At 74.1% G+C, this 17444-nt stretch carries 18 protein-coding genes; 7 read left to right on the top strand and 11 right to left on the bottom strand.

Features of this window, described 5'->3' with window-relative positions; all coding sequences use genetic code 11:
* Positions 1-24 precede the first annotated feature (24 nt).
* Positions 25-915, bottom strand: a complete 891-nt coding sequence (locus LWC33_RS01590) for a tetratricopeptide repeat protein (protein ID WP_233302312.1) — start codon at positions 913-915, stop codon at positions 25-27.
* Positions 916-1983: 1068 nt separating this feature from the next.
* On the opposite strand from LWC33_RS01590, the gene LWC33_RS35720 reads away from it, so the two are divergent.
* Genes LWC33_RS35720 through ilvA form a run of 3 tightly spaced genes read left to right on the top strand, consistent with a single transcriptional unit; the run spans position 1984 to position 5606 of the window.
* The gene (locus LWC33_RS35720) at positions 1984-3555 is read left to right on the top strand and encodes an LCP family protein (RefSeq protein ID WP_233302311.1); all 1572 of its coding nucleotides are present in this window, start codon (positions 1984-1986) and stop codon (positions 3553-3555) included.
* Between the two features lie 22 nt (positions 3556-3577).
* Positions 3578-4294 (top strand): TIGR03089 family protein, encoded by a 717-nt coding sequence (locus LWC33_RS01580; RefSeq protein WP_233302310.1) that lies wholly within the window; start codon positions 3578-3580, stop codon positions 4292-4294.
* A 52-nt stretch (positions 4295-4346) separates the two neighbouring features.
* Positions 4347-5606: a threonine ammonia-lyase IlvA gene (gene ilvA, locus LWC33_RS01575; RefSeq protein ID WP_233302309.1), complete on the top strand. Its 1260-nt coding sequence runs from the start codon at positions 4347-4349 to the stop codon at positions 5604-5606.
* Positions 5607-5839: 233 nt separating this feature from the next.
* Here ilvA and LWC33_RS01570 read toward each other — a convergent pair whose 3' ends face one another.
* Positions 5840-6997, bottom strand: a complete 1158-nt coding sequence (locus LWC33_RS01570) for an acyl-CoA dehydrogenase (RefSeq protein ID WP_233302308.1) — start codon at positions 6995-6997, stop codon at positions 5840-5842.
* A gap of 87 nt (positions 6998-7084) precedes the next feature.
* Between LWC33_RS01570 and LWC33_RS01565 the strand changes: the two genes are divergently transcribed.
* Positions 7085-7762 carry a TetR family transcriptional regulator gene (locus LWC33_RS01565; RefSeq protein ID WP_233302307.1) on the top strand — a complete coding sequence of 226 codons (678 nt, stop codon included), beginning with the start codon at positions 7085-7087 and terminating at the stop codon, positions 7760-7762.
* A 322-nt stretch (positions 7763-8084) separates the two neighbouring features.
* Here LWC33_RS01565 and purE read toward each other — a convergent pair whose 3' ends face one another.
* Positions 8085-8591: a 5-(carboxyamino)imidazole ribonucleotide mutase gene (purE, locus tag LWC33_RS01560; protein WP_308190885.1), complete on the bottom strand. Its 507-nt coding sequence runs from the start codon at positions 8589-8591 to the stop codon at positions 8085-8087.
* On the bottom strand, positions 8588-9778 hold the full coding sequence (locus LWC33_RS01555) for a 5-(carboxyamino)imidazole ribonucleotide synthase (protein WP_233302476.1): 1191 nt from the start codon (positions 9776-9778) through the stop codon (positions 8588-8590). Before LWC33_RS01555 ends, purE begins: the two co-directional genes overlap by 4 nt.
* Positions 9779-9902: 124 nt before the next feature.
* On the opposite strand from LWC33_RS01555, the gene LWC33_RS01550 reads away from it, so the two are divergent.
* The gene (locus LWC33_RS01550) at positions 9903-10436 is read left to right on the top strand and encodes a GtrA family protein (RefSeq protein ID WP_233302306.1); all 534 of its coding nucleotides are present in this window, start codon (positions 9903-9905) and stop codon (positions 10434-10436) included.
* Between the two features lie 6 nt (positions 10437-10442).
* Here the strand turns inward: LWC33_RS01550 and LWC33_RS01545 are convergent, their stop codons facing one another.
* The 3 genes from LWC33_RS01545 to LWC33_RS01535 form a co-directional block, all read right to left on the bottom strand.
* On the bottom strand, positions 10443-11384 hold the full coding sequence (locus LWC33_RS01545) for an alpha/beta fold hydrolase (protein ID WP_233302305.1): 942 nt from the start codon (positions 11382-11384) through the stop codon (positions 10443-10445).
* Positions 11385-11469: 85 nt separating this feature from the next.
* The gene (locus LWC33_RS01540; RefSeq protein WP_233302304.1) at positions 11470-12741 is read right to left on the bottom strand and encodes an ATP-binding protein; all 1272 of its coding nucleotides are present in this window, start codon (positions 12739-12741) and stop codon (positions 11470-11472) included.
* 6 nt (positions 12742-12747) lie between these two features.
* Positions 12748-13404, bottom strand: coding sequence for a response regulator transcription factor (locus LWC33_RS01535; RefSeq protein ID WP_233302303.1), 657 nt, complete (start codon positions 13402-13404; stop codon positions 12748-12750).
* Positions 13405-13458: 54 nt separating this feature from the next.
* Between LWC33_RS01535 and hisN the strand changes: the two genes are divergently transcribed.
* On the top strand, positions 13459-14295 hold the full coding sequence (gene hisN, locus LWC33_RS01530) for a histidinol-phosphatase (RefSeq protein ID WP_233302302.1): 837 nt from the start codon (positions 13459-13461) through the stop codon (positions 14293-14295).
* Between the two features lie 9 nt (positions 14296-14304).
* Positions 14305-14781 (top strand): MaoC family dehydratase, encoded by a 477-nt coding sequence (locus tag LWC33_RS01525; protein WP_233302301.1) that lies wholly within the window; start codon positions 14305-14307, stop codon positions 14779-14781.
* Here the strand turns inward: LWC33_RS01525 and LWC33_RS35715 are convergent, their stop codons facing one another.
* The 4 genes from LWC33_RS35715 to LWC33_RS01505 all read right to left on the bottom strand — a co-directional run bounded on the left by LWC33_RS35715 (position 14782) and on the right by LWC33_RS01505 (position 17404).
* On the bottom strand, positions 14782-14907 hold the full coding sequence (locus tag LWC33_RS35715; RefSeq protein WP_308190883.1) for a hypothetical protein: 126 nt from the start codon (positions 14905-14907) through the stop codon (positions 14782-14784). It lies immediately after the preceding gene.
* A gap of 221 nt (positions 14908-15128) precedes the next feature.
* The gene (locus LWC33_RS01515) at positions 15129-16061 is read right to left on the bottom strand and encodes a hydroxymethylglutaryl-CoA lyase (protein WP_233302299.1); all 933 of its coding nucleotides are present in this window, start codon (positions 16059-16061) and stop codon (positions 15129-15131) included.
* A complete protein-coding gene (locus LWC33_RS01510; RefSeq protein WP_233302298.1) occupies positions 16054-16539 on the bottom strand; it encodes a PH domain-containing protein in 486 nt (161 codons plus the stop codon). The genes LWC33_RS01515 and LWC33_RS01510 overlap by 8 nt, the downstream gene beginning before the upstream one ends.
* Before the next feature lie 22 nt (positions 16540-16561).
* Positions 16562-17404: a biotin--[acetyl-CoA-carboxylase] ligase gene (locus LWC33_RS01505; RefSeq protein WP_233302297.1), complete on the bottom strand. Its 843-nt coding sequence runs from the start codon at positions 17402-17404 to the stop codon at positions 16562-16564.
* Between the last annotated feature and the right edge of the window lie 40 nt (positions 17405-17444).

The following is a 17444-nucleotide window of genomic DNA, read 5'->3' as shown; positions in this document are numbered from 1 at the left end:
CCGGACCCGATCGGGTCCGGGGACTCAGTCGTCCGCCGGGTCCACGCCGTCGAGCTCCGCGAGGGCCTCGGCGGCGGCCCGGTCGCCCCAGGTCACCGCCATCTCCAGGTACCAGCGCGCCGCCTCGGGCCGCCCGGTGTCGAGCAGGAACCGGCCGATGGTCCAGGCCCAGCCCGGCTCGTTGTGCCGCTCGGCCTCGCGGTACTCGCGGTCGGCCCCGTCGAGGTCGCCGCGCGCGACGAGGAACGCGGCGTAGGCGGTGTGGGCGCGGACGGCGCCGAGCTCGCCGGCGCGCCTGTAGAGGGACTCGGCCTCCGCGTCCCGGCCCTGCACCGCCCGCACGTCCGCCAGCGCGACGAGCGCGTCCGGCCGCCGCTCGTCCGCGTACCGCTCGGCGGCCACGACAGCGGCGGCGAGGTCCTCCGCCTCGAGGTGCAGCGCGACGAGGTTGTCCGGCGCCTGCGGGTCGCCCGCCTCGGCGGCGTCGGTGAGGACCCGGACGGCCTCGGCGAAGCGGCCGTCGGCACGCAGCAGCAGGGCGAGGTCGTTGGCCGCGGGGAGCTCGCGCTGCGCCACGGCGAGGCGCAGCATCTGCTCGGCCCGCGAGTGGTCGCCCAGCTCACCGAACGCCACGCCCAGCCGGCCGGCGAACTCCAGGTGCCCCTGCTCCACGAGCGGTGCGAGGAACTCGATCGCCGCGGTCCAGCTGCCGCTGTCGAGGTACGCACGGACGAGGAGGTCCACCGCACCGGGTTCGCGGCAGGCGACGGCGCGGCGCAGCGGCTCGACCGCCTCCCAGGCCCGGTGCTGCTCCAGCAGCCCCCGGCCCTCGGTCGTCAACGGGCCTTCCGGGGGCGGGACAGGGGTCCGGTGCACGGCATCGGCCCGGGCCACCTCGTCGGGCTGTGCGGTCATTCAGGCCCCTCGCGATGGGAAGATGTGAATGGTCTCACTCCTCCGGTGGTCCAGCAGGACGGGGCCGCGCGTCACCGAGATGATCACACCCAGGTCCGAGTTCGTCACTCTCCGGCGTGGAGGATCGCCCAACGGTGATCTCGAGTGGTCGACACGCCGAGCGACGCGCCGCGATCATGTGCCAGGATGCTGCACCCTCTAGGAAGGCCGGGTGACGGCCGCGCCGTCTACAGGAGACCACGCCCGTCGTGCGGCGGGAGCGAGCGAGAGCGAGGAGGTGGAGTGGACCCGACGTCCGGTGGCCGCTCCTCCTCGGGCGGGCCGCGGCGCGATCGCCGCGCCGGCGCGTCCGCGCTCTTCGGCGAGGGCGGCGCGCTGTCCGGCGGCGGCCCCGACCGCCCCCCGCCGGCCCGCACGACCGGCTCGGCGGAATCGGACGGCGCACCGGCCGCCGGCCGCCGCACGGGATCGGGATCGTCGCGCGACGGCGGATCCGCGTCGGACGGCGAAGGGTCGGGCCGTGCGGGGTCAGGCCGCACGGGGTCGAGCCGCAAGGGTTCCGGCGGCACGGGTTCCGGCGGCACGGGTTCCGGCGGCACGGGTTCCGGCCGTGCACGATCCGGAAGCACGGCATCGGGCCGCACGGGTTCCGGAAGCACAGCGTCGGGCCGCGCGGGATCCGGAAGCACAGCGTCGGGCCGCACGGGTTCCGGAAACACGGCGTCGGGCCGTGCGGGGTCCGAGAGCGCGGGGTCGGGCCGTGCCGGGTCGGGGCGCACCTCGGGCGGCTCCTCGGCCCGCGACCGCGGCTCCGGTGACCGCTCGGCCTCCGGATCCTCCCGCGACCGGTCCGGCGGCGCGGGCGGGGACGCGACCGGCCGGAACAGTACCGGTGGCCCGGCCCGCGCCTCCGATCCGACCGCGCGCGAACGCCGCGGCTCGGCGGGCTCCGCCCGGACCGCGGGCGGCGCGTCCGCCCGCTCCGGCTCCCCCACCTCGGCCCGCCGGACCGCGGCCGACCGGGCCGAGGCCCGCAGGCCCGCCCGCCGGACCGTCGTCGAGCCGACGGTGCGCCGACCTGCTCGGGACGTCGCGCGGGGCACCGCGCCCACCCGACCGCCCACCCGCACGCGTCCGCGCACGCCACCGCCCGCGCCGTCCGGCCCGCCCGCCCCCCCGCCCCGGCGGCCGTCCGGTCGCCTCGTCCGCCGGGCCCGGATCACGCTGTGCGTCCTGTCCGCGCTGGTCGTGGCGGTCACCGGCACCGCGTGGGGCCTCTACCGCGACCTCACCGCGGGCCTGACCACGACCAACGTCATCACCGGCAGCTCCTCCGGCGACGGTCAGAACATCCTGCTCGTAGGGGTGGACAGCCGCACGGACGCGCAGGGCAACCCGCTGCCCGACGACGTCCTGCGCACCCTGCGCAGCGGCGCCGAGTCCGGGGTCCTCAACTCCGACACGATCATCGTGCTGCACCTCCCCGCCGACGGCGGCAGCGCGACGGCCTTCTCGATCCCGCGCGACAGCTACGTCGACATCCCCGGCTACCGCAAGGACAAGATCAACGCCGCCTACCCGGCCACCAAGGCGCTCAAGGCCGAGGAGCTGGTGAAGTCCGGCGTGTCGCAGAAGGACGCCGACCAGCAGTCGTCGGCGTCCGGGCGGACCGCGCTGATCGACACGGTGCAGAACCTCACCGGCCTCACGATCGACCACTACGCCGAGATCAACCTGCTCGGCTTCTACAACCTGACCCAGGCCATCGGCGGCGTCGACGTCTGCCTCAAGGCCCCGGTCGACGACGACTTCTCCGGCGCCCGCTTCGCCGCCGGCCCGCAGACGATCTCCGGGGCGGACGCGCTGGCCTTCGTCCGCCAGCGCCACGGCCTGCCCGAGGGCGACCTCTCCCGCATCCGCCGGCAGCAGGTGTTCCTCGCCGCCGTCGCCGACAAGGTCCTCTCCAGCGGCACGCTCACCAACGGCTCCACGCTGTCCGCGCTCATGGACGTCGCCAAGAAGTCGCTGGTCATCGACTCCGGCTGGGACCTGCTCGGCTTCGCCCGGCAGGCCTCGGACATCGCCGCGGGCAACATCGACTTCATGACCGTCCCGACGCAGGGCGGCGCGACCAACGAACGCGGCGACGTCGTCCTGGTCGATCCGGCGCAGATCCACCAGTTCGTCGAGCAGAAGACCGCGCCGAAGGAGGAGACACCGGAGACCACCGCCGACGCGCCACCCGCCGCGGCCACCGCGGCCACCGTGAACCCGGCGGCCGTCACCGTCGACGTCGGCAACGGCTCCGGCGGCACCGGCCTCGCGGCCCAGGTCGCCGACCGCCTCGGCGGCGCCGGCTTCCAGCGCGGCACCGTCGAGAACTCGGTGAGCCGCTCCACCTCGGTGGTCCGCTACGCGCAGTCCGACGGCGACGAGGCCGCGAAGGCCGTGGCCGCCCAGCTCGGTGGGATCGGCGTCGAGCAGGCCGACGGCGTCCGGGCCGGGCACGTCCAGGTGCTGCTCGGGACCGACTTCGCGAACACCGCCGCGCCCTCCGCGCCCACGGGCGCCGGCTCCCCCTCCTCCGCCCCCGCGCCGACCTCCGAGGTCAACGCGGGCGGCGTACCGTGCATCGACTGACCACCCCGTGTGAAGGACCTCCGTGTCGCTGACCGCCACCCTGCTCGACCCGATCCTCGCCGCGGCCCCGGCGAGGCCGCTGGTCACCTTCTACGACGACGCCACCGGCGAGCGGATCGAGCTCTCCGCGGTCACGACCGCGAACTGGGTCGCCAAGGCCGCCAACCTGCTGCGCGACGAGTGCGACCTCGAGCCCGGCGGGAAGGTGGCGGTGCTGCTGCCCGCGCACTGGCAGACGGCGTCGGCGCTGCTCGCGGCGTGGTCCTGCGGGGCCGAGGTGGTCGGCGAGCCGGCCGAGGCGGACCTCGTGCTGTGCGACGCCGGGCGGATCGACCTCGCGCTCGCGGCGGACCCGTCCGGCGGGGTGGTCGCCCTGTCCCTCGACGCGTTCGGCCGCGGTATCGACGGCCTGCCCGCCGGGGTGATCGACTTCGCGACCGAGGTGCGGCTGCACGGCGACGAGTTCGTGCCCTGGGAGCCGGTGCCGGCCGACGCTGCGGCGCTCGACGGCAAAGCTGTGTCGGAGGTGGCCGCCCGCGCGGCCGCGCGGGCCGCGGACCTGGGGGTCTCGGCGTCGGACCGGGTGCTGTCGACGCGGGACTGGACCGCGCGCGAGGACCTGGTCGACGGCCTGCTCGCCGTCCTCGCCGCCGGCGCCTCCCTCGTCCAGGTCGCCCACGCCGACGCGGGCCGCCTGGAGCGCAAGTTCGAGACGGAGAAGTGCACCACCCGCCTGTGAGCGGGTGTGGGCTCGGCGCGAGCCCCGCCGGTGGCCTGGCTACGGTGGGGTGATGACCAGCGCCCCCGCCCAGAGCGTGACCGCCTCCGACGTCGATGCGGCGGCCGGGCGGTTGCGCGCGGTGATCGGGCCGAGCCCGCTGCAGCTGTCGGCACGGCTGTCCGACGCCGTCGGCGGCGAGGTGTGGCTCAAGCGCGAGGACCTGCAACCGGTCCGCTCCTACAAGATCCGCGGCGCCTACAACCTCGTCGCGCAGCTGTCGCCCGAGGAGCGCGAGCGCGGGGTGGTGTGCGCGTCGGCCGGGAACCATGCGCAGGGCGTCGCGTTCGCGTGCGCGCGGCTGCACGTCACCGCCCGCGTCTACCTGCCCCGGACCACGCCGCGGCAGAAGCGGGACCGGGTCGCGCGGCTGGGCGGCAAGGTCGTGGAGGTCGTGGTCGTCGGCAACACGTACGACGACGCCGCCGCGGCCGCGGCGGCCGACGCCGCGCAGACCGGGGCCACGCTCGTCCCCGCCTTCGACGATCCCCGCACCGTCGCCGGGCAGGGCACGGTCGCCCGCGAGGTGCTGAGCCAGCTGGCGGACCCGCCGGACCAGGTCATCGTGCCGGTCGGCGGCGGCGGACTGCTCGCCGGAACCCTCGCCTACCTGCGCGAACGACACCCGGACGTCCGGGTGATCGGGGTCGAGCCGGCCGGCGCCGCGAGCATGGCGGCGGCCCTGGCGAAGGGCGAGCCGACGACGCTGGCGGAGGTCGAGCCGTTCGTCGACGGCGCCGCGGTGCGTCGGGTCGGCGACACCACCTTCCCGATCGTGCGCGACGCGGCGATCGCCGTCGACGCCGTCGACGAGGGCCGCATCTGCGTCGAGATGCTCGCGCTGTACCAGACGGACGGGATCATCGCCGAGCCCGCGGGCGCGCTCGCCCCGGCGGCGCTGGGCCAGCTGGACATCCCGCGCGGCTCCACCACGGTGTGCCTGCTCTCCGGCGGCAACAACGACGTCAGCCGCTACGCGGACATCGTCGAGCGGGCGCTCGTCTGGGAGGGCCGCAAGCACTACTTCCTGGTGGAGTTCCCGCAGGAGCCGGGCGCGCTGCGCCGCTTCCTCGACGACGTCCTCGGGCCCGACGACGACATCACGCTCTTCGAGTACGTCAAGCGCAGCAACCGGGAGACCGGCCCCGCGCTCGTCGGGATCGAGCTGGGCGACCCGGCGGACCTGGAACCGCTGCTGGAGCGCATGGAGGCGGCGCCCCCGCAGATCGAGCGGATCCCGCCGGACTCCCCACTCTTCCGCTTCATCCTCTGATGCATTATGGAACCATAGGGCGCTCAGGACATCGATTTCCGAGCGTTATGGAACCATAACGCGTATCTGCGCACCGGATTCTGAGCACTATGGAACCATAACGCGCTCACGGGGCAGGATTGTGAGCACTATGGAACTATAACGCGCTCACGCCGTCGGATCCTGAACGCTATGGAACCATAATGCGCATCGGAGCCCCGGTTTCGCGCATTATGGTTCCACAGCGCGCCGGGTCAGCGGAGCAGGGAGCGCGCCATCACCATGCGCTGCACCTGGTTGGTGCCCTCGTAGATCTGCGTGATCTTGGCGTCGCGCATCATCCGCTCCACCGGGAAGTCCTTGGTGAAGCCGGCGCCGCCGAAGAGCTGCACCGCGTCGGTCGTCACCTGCATCGCGGTGTCCGAGGCGAGGCACTTCGCCGCCGAGGAGATGAAGCCGAGGTTCTTCTCGCCGCGCTCGGCGCGCGAGGTGGCGACGTAGACGAGCTGGCGCGCGGCCTCCACCTTCATCGCCATCTCGGCGATCATGAACTGCACGCCCTGGAAGTCGGCGATCGCCTTGCCGAACTGCTTGCGCTCCTTGACGTACGCGATCGCGTGGTCGAGCGCGCCCTGCGCGATGCCGACGGCCTGCGCGCCGATCGTCGGGCGGGTGTGGTCGAGCGTGGCGAGGGCGGTCTTGAAGCCCGTGCCCTCGGCGCCGATCAGCCGGTCGCCGGGGATCCGGCAGTCCTGGAAGTAGATCTCGCGGGTGGGCGAGCCGGCGATGCCGAGCTTGCGCTCCTTCGGGCCGACCTCGAAGCCCGGGTCGTCCTTGTGGACGACGAACGCGGAGATGCCGTTGGCCGTCTTCTCCGGGTCGGTCACGGCCATGACGGTGTACCAGGTCGACTCGCCGGCGTTGGTGATCCAGCACTTGGTGCCGTTGAGGACCCAGTCGTCGCCGTCGCGGCGGGCGCGGGTCCTCATCGAGGCGGCGTCGGAGCCCGCCTCGCGCTCCGAGAGCGCGTAGCTGATCATGGCCTCGCCCGAGGCGATCGACGGCAGGACCTGCTTCTTCAGGTCGTCCGACGCCGAGAGCAGGATCGGGACCGAGCCCAGGCCGTTGACCGCCGGGATGAGCGACGACGACGCGCAGACCCGCGCGACCTCCTCGATCACGATGCAGGCGGCCAGCTCGTCCGCCCCCTGCCCGCCGTACTCCTCGGGGATGTGCACGGCCTGGAAACCGGCCTTGACCAGCGCGTCCTTGGCCTCGTGGGGGAAGCGCGCCAGCTCGTCCACCTCCGCGGCGTGCGGCGCGATCTCCTTCTCGGCGAGCGCACGCACGGCGTCGCGGAGCGCCTCGTGCTCCTCGCTCAGCCGGTAGGCGTCGAAGTCGGCGTTCAGCATCTCTTCTCCCACGTCGGTGTGTCCGGGTGCGCCCCACTCTAACGGCACTCCGTGCCATTCAACAACGTCCCTGCTACCCTCCGTGCCATGTCCAGCGTCACTCCGCGCCGCGGCCGCTCGGCGGAGGGGCGTGCCGAGGTGCGCCGCGACCTGGTCACGGCGGCGGTGAACCTGTTCACCGCGCAGGGCTACGACGAGACGACGGTCGACGACATCGCAGCCTCGGCCGGCGTCGGACGCCGGACCTTCTTCCGGTACTTCAAGGGCAAGGAGGACGCGGTCTCCCCCGACCACGAGCTCGGCCTCGCCCGGATCGCCGAGGTCTTCGCGACGGCGCACCCCACCGAGCCGCTGCTGTCGGTGGTGCTGCGCGCCGGGGAGACGGTGTTCGACCTCTACCTGTCCGATCCCGGAACAGCCCGCAAGCGGTTCGCGCTGGTCCACGAGGTGCCCGCGCTGCGCGACCGGGAGGCCGCGATGGTGCACCGCTACCGGCGGCTGTTCACCAAGGAGCTCGCCGCCCGGCTCGCCGGCGTCGAGGACGGGGACCTGCGGGCGGCCGTGACGGGCGCGGCGGTCGTCGCCGCGCACAACCAGGCCCTGCGCCGGTGGTTGGCGGACGGCGGGACCAGCGAGGGCACCGAGGCCTGCCGGGCCCACTTCCGCAAGGTCGCGGACATGCTGCCGCTGGAGCAGGCACCGGACCTGGAGCAGGTGGCGCGCCGGCTCGAGCGCGCCGCGCGCTCGCTGGAGCGCCGGGCCTGACGGGCGTGCTCCCGGCGGGCCGCACGGGTCCGTACTTCGCCCGGAACGACCCCGGACATGGGTGATCCCCGGGCCGCACCCCGTCGGAGCGGGGAGCGCACGCCGAGCTGGACTGGGCTCGGGCCCGGGGACCACCGGTGACTGCCTGGGATTCGCCGGCACCTACCGGCTTCCACTGGCCGTCAGGAAGACGTCCTGTTGGTGCCTAGCGGGCAGCCACCTCACGTGTCCTGTCGCTAATCAACGTCGGACCACCTCCCTTCTCGTGTACCGCCACCCTACGACCGCGGGCGGGCTCGCGCCACGAATTAGGCGAGTGTGATCAGGCCCCCTGCCCGGACGCCTTGTCGCGCAACGCCGCGTCCTTCTGCAGCACCATCTCCTCGAGCGCGGACTGGAAGGCCTCCATCCGCTCGCGCAGCGCGGGATCGGCCGCGGCGAGGATGCGCACGGCGAGCAGGCCCGCGTTGCGCGCGTTGCCCACGGCGACGGTCGCGACCGGCACCCCGGCCGGCATCTGCACGATCGACAGCAGCGAGTCCAGGCCGTCGAGCACCTTGAGCGGCACGGGCACGCCGATCACCGGAAGCGGGGTCGCGGCGGCGACCATCCCGGGCAGGTGGGCCGCCCCGCCCGCCCCGGCGATGATCACCTGGATCCCGCGGCCCGCGGCGTCGCGCGCGTAGTCGAGCATCCGCTGCGGGGTGCGGTGGGCGGAGTACACGCCGACCTCGTACGCCACGTCGAACTCGGCGAGCGCCGCCCCGGCGGCCTCCATCACCGGCCAGTCCGAGTCGCTGCCCATGATCACGCCGACGCGTGCGCTCACAGCCGCGCTCCCGTCTCGGTGGGGACCTCCGCGGGGGTGCCCTCGTGCACCGACCAGCCGTCGTCCCACGTCGCGGTGGACAACCAGTGCGCCGCGAGGACGGCCTTGCGCCGCGTCTCCGCGAGGTCGCTGCCCAGGACGTTGACGTGCCCGACCTTGCGCAGCGGCCGCTCGCCCTTGCCGTAGAGGTGGACCTTGACGTCGGGGAACCGCGCGAAGAGGTGGTGGATGCGCTCGTCGACGCTCATCTCCGGCGTGACGTCCGCGCCCAGCACGTTGGCCATGACGACGACCGGTGCGGTCATCGTGGTCGTCCCCAGCGGGTAGTCGAGGACCGCGCGCAGGTGCTGCTCGAACTGCGAGGTCCGGGCGCCCTCGATCGTCCAGTGCCCGGAGTTGTGCGGGCGCATCGCGAGCTCGTTGACCACCAGCCCGGAGTCGGTCTCGAAGAGCTCGACGGCGAGCAGCCCGGTCACGTCGAGCTCCTGCGCGATCCGCAGGGCGAGCGCCTGGGCCTCGAGCGCGCGCTCCTCGGGCAGGTCCGGCGCGGGCGCGAGGACCTCGACGCACTGGCCGGCCTCCTGCACCGTCTCGACGACGGGCCACGCCGCGGCCTGCCCGAACGGCGACCGCGCGACCTGCGCGGCCAGCTCGCGGCGCATCGTCACGGCCTCCTCGGCCAGCAGCGGGGTGCCGGCGGCGAGCAGTTCGCGGACGAGATCCGGGTCGGCGGCGCGGAGGAACCAGACGCCGCGGCCGTCGTACCCGCCGCGGGCGGCCTTGAGGACGACGGGCCAGCCGTGCTGGGCCGCGAACTCGTCGACCTGCTCGGGGTCGGTGATCTCGGCGAAGGCCGGCACCGGGAGCCCCATCGCCGACAGCCGGCGGCGCATGACGAGCTTGTCCTGCGCGTGCAGCAGGGCGTCGGGGTGCGGCCGGACCGGCACGCCCTTCGCGACGAGCGCCCGCAGGTGCTCCTGCGGCACGCCCTCGTGGTCGAAGGTCACCGCGTCGCAGCCGACGGCCAGCGCCTCGAGGGCGCCCAGGTCGTCCGCCCCACCGGGCACGACGTCCGGCGCGACCAGGGGCGCGGGCTCGTCCGGCTTGACCGCCAGGACCCGCAGCGACTGGCCCAGCCCGATCGCGGCCTGGTGCGTCATCCGGGCCAGCTGGCCCCCGCCGACCATCCCGACGACGGGGAAGTCCCGGCGCGGTGCTGAGGTGCTCACGGTCGGAGGAGCCTACCCACCGACACGCGGCGGAGCCGGGCCGGACGCCGGTGCGCTGCGGCGTTCTGGCACGATCGATCGAGTGTCCCTGGTCGAGACGACGCTGGCGCGCATCCCCGAGCCCTACCGCGGCATCGCCATCAGGTACCGGGAACTGTTGAAGTTCGCGGTCGTCGGCGGGGCGACGTGGGTGATCGACACTGCGGTCTTCCTCGTGCTGAAGACCACCGTGCTCGACACCAAGCCGATCACGGCGAAGATCCTCGCGGTCCTCATCGCCACGATCGTGTCCTACGTCATGAACCGCGAGTGGTCGTTCCGGACCCGCGGCGGGCGTGAGCGCCACCACGAGGCGCTGCTGTTCTTCCTCGTGAGCGGGATCGGCGTCGCCGTCTACACCGCTCCCCTCGCCGCCTCGCGCTACCTGTTCCACCTGCAGGTGCCGGAGGTGTCGCTGGTCGTCCAGGAGGTCGCGGACTTCGTCAGCGGCCAGATCCTCGGCACGCTCGTCGGCATGGCGTTCCGCTGGTGGGCCTTCCGCCGGTTCGTGTTCCCCGACGAGAACGTGCGCCGCCAGGTCACCGTCCCCGAGCACATCGAGGAGCTGGGTCAGTAGCCCGGCTCACCAGCCGATCGCGCGCAGGAAGCCCAGCAGTGCGGCGTTCACCTCCGCCGGGCGCTCCTGCTGCACCCAGTGCCCCGCGCCCTCGACCAGTACCTGTCCGCGCAGGTCGTCGAGGTACTCCGCCTGCCGGTCCGGCGGCGTCATCCACAGCACGGGGTCCGCGGCGCCCGCGACGAAGAAGCTCGGCGCCGTGACGTGCGCCCCCGCGAGCTCGGCGGTGCGCTCCCAGTTGCGGTCGAAGTTGCGGTACCAGTTGATCCCGCCGGTGAACCCGGTGCGGGCGAACTCCGCGGTGTAGTGATCGAGCTCCGTCCGGGTGAGCCAGCCCGGCAGGGAGTCCGGCTGCGGCAGCCGCTCGACGACGCCGCGGCCGTCGTCCGGCCCGATCAGGCTCGTCCCGTCGCCGGCGACCAGCCCGCTGAGCATGCCCCGCATCGTGCGGGCCGGGTCCTTCGCCATCTCCGCGTCGGCGACGCCGGGCTGCTGGAAGTGCAGGATGTAGAAGAACTTCCCGGCCAGCTTCTCCCTCCAGATCTCGGTCGGCGGCCGTTGCGCGCGGGGCACGAACGGCACGCTCATCCCGCACACGCCCGCGACCCGCTCCGGGTGCAGCACCGCGAGGTTCCACACGACCATCGCGCCCCAGTCGTGCCCCACGAACACGGCGCGCTCCTCGCCGAGGTCGTCGAGCAGCGCGACGAGGTCGCCGGTCAGCCGGTGGATGTCGTAGTCCTCGACCCGTTCGGGCCGCGACGAACCGCCGTACCCACGCTGGTCCGGCGCCACCGCGTGGTAGCCCTCGGCCGCGAGCGCCGGGAGCTGGTGCCGCCAGGAGTACGCCAGCTCCGGGAAGCCGTGCGCCAGGATCACCGGCCGTCCCGAGCCCTCCTCGGTGACCCGCAGCCGCACCCCGTCGCCCACCTCGACCGTCCGCTCCATGCCCGCACCGTACCGAGCGGGCGTTCAGTGGCCCGGCGCCGGGAGCGGCGGTGTGGCCCAGGACGTGCCGCTGCGGCGGCTCGCGCTACCGCGGGGTGCCGGTGGGGCGGGGCGGGCCGACGACGTCGTCGGCGCGGGCGGCGGGGAGGAAGATCGTGAAGGTCGGCGGGCGGGCCCGGGAGAGCTCCAGCCGCCCGCCGTCGGCCTCGACCAGCGCGCGGGCCAGGGCCAGCCCCAGCCCGGTCGACGACTGCACGGAGACCCCCCGGTCGAACACGTGCGGAACCAGCTCCTCCGGAATCCCGGCCCCGGTGTCGCTCACCTCCACGACCAGGGCGTTCGTGCCCTCGCGCGCCGAGATCGTCACGGTGCCGCCGCCGTGGTGCAGAGCGTTGTCGACCAGCGCACCCACCGCCTCGCGGATCCGGGCGGGTGTGACGCGGGCGAGCAGCCCGTCCGGCACCCGCAGCTTGAGCCGCCGCCCGGCGGACTCGAGCGCGGGCCGCCACTCGTCGGCCACCTCGGAGAGGCCCGAGCGCAGGTCCATCGGCTCGGCCCCCGCGGCACGCGCGGCGCGGGCGGCCTCCAGCAGCTCGTCGAGCACCTCGGAGAGCTTCTCGGTCTGCTCGAGGGCGGCGAGGGCCTCCCGGCGGGCGCTGGGGTCGGGGTGGGTGGAGAGCTCGTCGAGGCGCAGGGTGAGGGCGGTGATCCGGCTGCGCAGCTGGTGCGAGACGTCGCCGACCAGAGCGCGCTCGCGCTGCACGAGGTCGGCCAGGGCGCCGGCGGAGGTGTCCAGCACGTCGGACACCCGGTCCAGCTCGGGGATGCCGTGCCGGTCCGGGGCGCGGCGGAAGTCGCCGGCACCGAGCCGCGCGGCCCGGTCGGCGACGTCGAGCAGGGGCCCGGCCAGACGCCGGGCGGTGACGGTGGCGACCACCGCGCCCGTGCCCACGGACAGCACCACCAGGAGGATCACGATCACGGTCACCTGCACCTGTTGGGTGCGCATCACCGAGATCGGCTCGGAGAGCGTGATCGTGCCGCCCGGCCCGAACGGCAGCGACTCGGACAGGATGTCGGGGCTCGCGAGCGCGCCCACCCGCTGCGCCGGCATGCCCGGGACGTCGACCACGAGCTCTCCGCCGGACGGCACCGCGAGCGCGATCGCGGACGAGTCGAGCGGGGCGCCGGGCAGCTTGTCGTCGAGCCGGTCGTCGATCTGCTCGAGCCGCTGGATGAGCTCGGCGCGGGTGAAGTCGTCGACCAGCCGCCAGGTGGTGAACGCCAGCGGACCGCCCAGGACCAGCGCCGTCACCGCGACGACGAACAGGGTCGAGAGCAGGATCCGCCGGCGCACGCGGGGTCAGCCGTGGTTGAAGCGGAACCCGACGCCGCGCACCGTCGCGATGCGGCGCTCGCCGCCGATCTTGCGGCGCAGCCACGACATGTGCATGTCCAGCGTCTTCGACGTCTTCATGTCGGGGTCGTTCCACACCTCCCGCAGGATCTCCTCGCGGGTCACGACCTGCCCGGCACGCAGCAGGAGCACGCGCAGCAGCTCGAACTCCTTGTTCGCCAGGCCGACCTCCTCGCCGTCGACCAGGACGCGGCGGCCGGAGAGCTCCATCCGGACCCCGCCGACCTCGACGGTCTCCGGGGTGAGCCGGCGCAGCAGCGCGCGGACGCGGGCGAGCAGCTCGGCGAGGCGGAAGGGCTTGCCGACGTAGTCGTCGGCGCCCGCGTCGAGGCCGACGACGAAGTCGACCTCGTCCGTCCGCGCGGTGAGCATCAGCACCGGCAGGTCGGGGAAGTCCGGGCGCAGCCGGCGGCAGACCTCGAGCCCGTCCATCCCGGGCAGGCCGAGGTCGAGGACCAGCAGGTCGACGTGCCCCTGCCGGACGGTCTCCAGCGCGGAGGTGCCGTCGGCGGCGACGTCCACCTCGTAGCCCTCGCGTTGCAGGGCTCGGGAGAGCGGCTCCGCGATCGCGGCGTCGTCCTCCGCCAACAGGACGGTGGTCACGTCCGCAGAGCTTAGGCCCGTCCGTGTGTGGCACGCGTGGCATGCTCCCCGCCCGTGACCTCCACCGGACCCGATTCGGACACGCGGGCCGATCTCGCCCTCGCGCTCCAGCTCGCCGACATCGCCGACGCGATCACCCTGCCGCGCTTCCGCGCCGCCGACCTCCGGGTCACGCGCAAGCCGGACCGCACACCGGTGACCGACGCCGACACCGCCGCCGAGGACGCCCTGCGCGCCGCGCTCGGCGGACAGCGGCCGGGCGACGCCGTGCTCGGCGAGGAGCGCGGCGGCTCGCTCGACGCGCTGCCGCCGAGCGGGCGCGGCTGGGTGCTCGACCCGATCGACGGCACCAAGAACTTCTCCCGCGGCATGCCGGTCTGGGCCTCGCTGATCGCGCTGACCGAGCACGGGCGGCCGATGGTGGGCGTGGTCAGCGCGCCCGCGCTGGGCCGGCGCTGGTGGGGCGCCGTCGGCCACGGCGCGTGGACCAGCGACCGCCCGGGCGGGGAGGCGCGGCGGATCTCGGTGACGGGAGTGGCCGAGCTGGGCGACTGCTACGTCTCCACCACCGACCTCAACACCTTCCGCGAGCACGGCCTGCTCGACGCCTGGCTCGCGCTCACCGACGCCTGCTGGGAGACCCGGGCCTTCGGCGACTTCTGGCAGCATTGTCTCGTCGCCGAGGGCGTGCTCGACCTGGCCGTGGAGCCCGAGGCCAACGCCTGGGACCTCGCCGCGGTCCAGCCGATCCTCGAGGAGGCGGGCGGGCGGCTCACCGACCTCGCCGGGCGGCCGGGCTTCGCGGGCGGCAACGGGATCGCCTCCAACGGCCTGCTGCACGACGCCGCCGTGCGCCTCCTCGGCGCGGGGTCCGGTCCCGCCGCGGGTTAACGTTCGTTCATGCCGGATGCTCCCGAGATCGCCTTCGAGGACCTCACGCCGGGCCGGGTCTTCGACCTCGGTGCCGTGACCGTCGACCACGACGAGATGGTCGAGTTCGCCCGCCGCTTCGACCCGCAGCCGTTCCACCTCGACGAGGCGGCCGGCAAGGAGTCGATCTTCGGGCAGCTCGCCGCCTCGGGCTGGTTCACCGCGGGCCTGTGGATGCGGCTCTACGCCGACGGGCTGCTGCTGCGCTCCACCGCGCTCGGCTCGCCGGGCGGCGACGAGATCGCCTGGCCCGCACCGGTCTTCGCGGGCGACCGGTTGTTCGCCTCGCTCGAGATCCTCGAGGCACGGCGCTCGTCGTCGAAGCCGTGGATGGGCCTGGTCACCCTGCGGGCCTGGATGCGCCGGGGTGCCGCGGACAGCGAGGACGTGGTCTACCGCGGCCGCTTCACCGGGATGTTCGGCTCCCGCGAGCACGCCCGCCCGTAGCTACGCCAGGGCCGCGACGTCCACGGTCAGCTCGACCGGCGCGTCGAGCGTGACCGTGGCGCGCAGCTCGCCGGCGACCGCCGGCCGCTCCACGTAGCCCTCGCCCGGGACGCCGAGCGCGAACACCGTGAGCGTCGGGGCCGGCGGGTCGAGGTCGACGACCCAGTACTGCGGGATCCCGGCCTCGGCGTACTCGTACGCCTTGAGGCGCAGGTCGAGGTTTGCGACTGCCCGGCGCGATGATCTCCACGGCGAGCGCGACCTCCGCCGGGTCGAACCGGACGTCGTCCGGGTCGCCGTCCCGCAGGACGACCGTCTGCCGCGCCGCGAGGAGTTGTCCCCAGGGCTCAGGCTCCCGAGAGCGCCTTCACCACGCGCGAGGGCGAGGGGCGGCCGAGCTTCCCCGCCATCCACACGCTGGTCTCCACCAGGGCGTCCAGGTTGGCGCCGTGCCTGATGCCCAGCCCGTCCAGCATCCACACGAGGTCCTCGGTGGCGAGGTTGCCGGTGGCGGACTTCGCGTACGGGCAGCCGCCGAGCCCGCCCGTGGAGGCGTCGACGGTGGTGACGCCGCGGCGCAGGGCGGCGAGCGTGTTGGCCAGCGCCTGGCCGTAGGTGTCGTGGAAGTGCACCGCGATCGTGTCGACGGGCACGGCGCCGGCCACGCAGGCGTCGATCACGGCCTCGGCGTGCCCGGGCGTGCCGGTGCCGATGGTGTCGCCCAGCGAGAGCTGCCAGCAGCCCATCTCCACCAGCCGCCGGCCGACGGTCGCGACCTTCGCGGGCTCGACCGCGCCCTCCCACGGGTCGCCGAAGGCCATGGAGACGTACGCGCGCACCCGCATGCCGTGGTCCAGGGCCCGCTTCACGGTCGGCTCGAACATGTCGAACTGCGAGTCGAGGGTTCGGTTGAGGTTCTTGGCCGCGAAGGTCTCGGTGGCGCTGGCGAACACCGCGACGTGGTCCACGCCGGCCTCGATCGCGCGGTCCAGCCCGCGGTCGTTGGGCACCAGGACCGGGTAGTCGACGCCGGGGCGGCGCTCGAGCCGTTCCAGCAGCTCGGCGGCGTCGGCCAGCTGCGGCACCCACTTGGGGTGCACGAAGCTGGTGGCCTCGAGGGTGGTCAGGCCGGCGTCGGCGAGCCGGGACAGGAACTCGGCCTTCACCTCGACCGGCACGACGGCCTTCTCGTTCTGCAGCCCGTCCCGCGCACCGACCTCGTAGATCGTCACGTGCGCGGGCAGCCCCGCGGTGGGCACGGTCATGGGCAGCTCAGGCATCGTCGGCGACCTCCTGGTAGAGCAGCGAATGCACCTTCTCGACGGCGGGGACGTCCGTGAACTCCAGCGGCTCGTCGGAGGCCGACTCGATGACGAGCGTCCCGCACCCCAGCATGCGCTCCACGGCCGTGTGCCGGAACTGCACGGTGTTGATCCGCGACATCGGGATGTCCATGCCGCTGCGGGAGAGCACGCCCTCGCGGACGAGCACCCGACGGGTGGTGACGACGAAGTGCGTGGTCCGCCAGCGGACGAAGGGCAGCACGGTGAACCGGCCTACCAGCACCACACCGACGACCGCGAGCGCGACCCGGGCGACCGGCGCCCAGCCCTGCGCGCTCACCAGCGCCGCGAGGAACGACGCCGCGGCGACCACCACGAGGAACACCAGCACCGGGAGCACCAGCATCTTCCAGTGCGGCCGAGTGTGGAGCACCACCCGCTCGCCCTCGACCAGCAGCTCGTCCGGATAGGCCACGCACCCACCGTATCCGGGGTGATCACGCGTCGGGACGGTCCGCCGGTCGCAGGTGCACGATGTCGCCCGCCGCGATCGCGCGGCGGTGCCCGTCGGCCTCGAGGACCAGCAGGTGGCCCTGCGGGTCGACGTCCTCGGCCATCCCGACCAGCGCCGTGCCGCCGGGCAGCTCGACCCGCACCTCGGAGCCGAGCGACAGGCAGCCGGCGCGGTAGTCGGCGCGCAGGCCGGACTCGTCGGCGTCGCCGGCGGCGGCACGCCAGGCGGACTCCCGCTCGGCGAGGTTCCGCAGCAGCGTGACGAGCAGCTCCGAGCGGTCCACCGGGGCGCCCTCGGCCGCCAGCGAGGTGGCCGTCGGCGGCAGCGTCCCGGCCGGGGCGTCGACGTTGATCCCCATGCCGAGCACGACGCCGGGGCCGCCACCGGACACGGGCGTCATCTCGGCGAGGATCCCGGCGCCCTTGCGGCGGTCCGTGCCCAGCAGCAGGTCGTTGGGCCACTTGAGGCCGGCCGCGACGTCGGGCGCGACGGCGCGGATCGCGTCGAGCAGCGCGACGCCCGCGAGCATCGGCAGCCAGCCGAGCCGCTCGGCCGGGATGCCCTCGGGCCGCCAGAGCACGCTCACGGCGATCCCCGACCCGCGGGGCGCCTCCCAGGTGCGGTCGAGGCGGCCGCGACCCTTGGTCTGGTGCTCGGTGACCAGCACCGAGCCGTCGGGGGCGCCGGCGAGGGCCTCGGCCATCAGGTCGGCATTGGTGGACCCGGTCTCCTCGACGACGTCGAGCCGGGCCCAGCGGCCGGCGGGGCCGAGCAGGGCGTGTCGCAGCGCGTGCTCGTCGAAGGGCTGCGGCGCGGGGGTGCTCACCGCCGGAACCTATCTCCGCCCGGCCCGTCGTTCCCGTCGC

This window comes from Pseudonocardia terrae (assembly GCF_021343995.1).
Classification (GTDB): Bacteria; Actinomycetota; Actinomycetes; order Mycobacteriales; family Pseudonocardiaceae; genus Pseudonocardia; species Pseudonocardia terrae.
The sequence above is the reverse complement of the archived record's forward strand: the minus strand, read 5'-3'. Positions and strand labels throughout refer to the sequence as shown.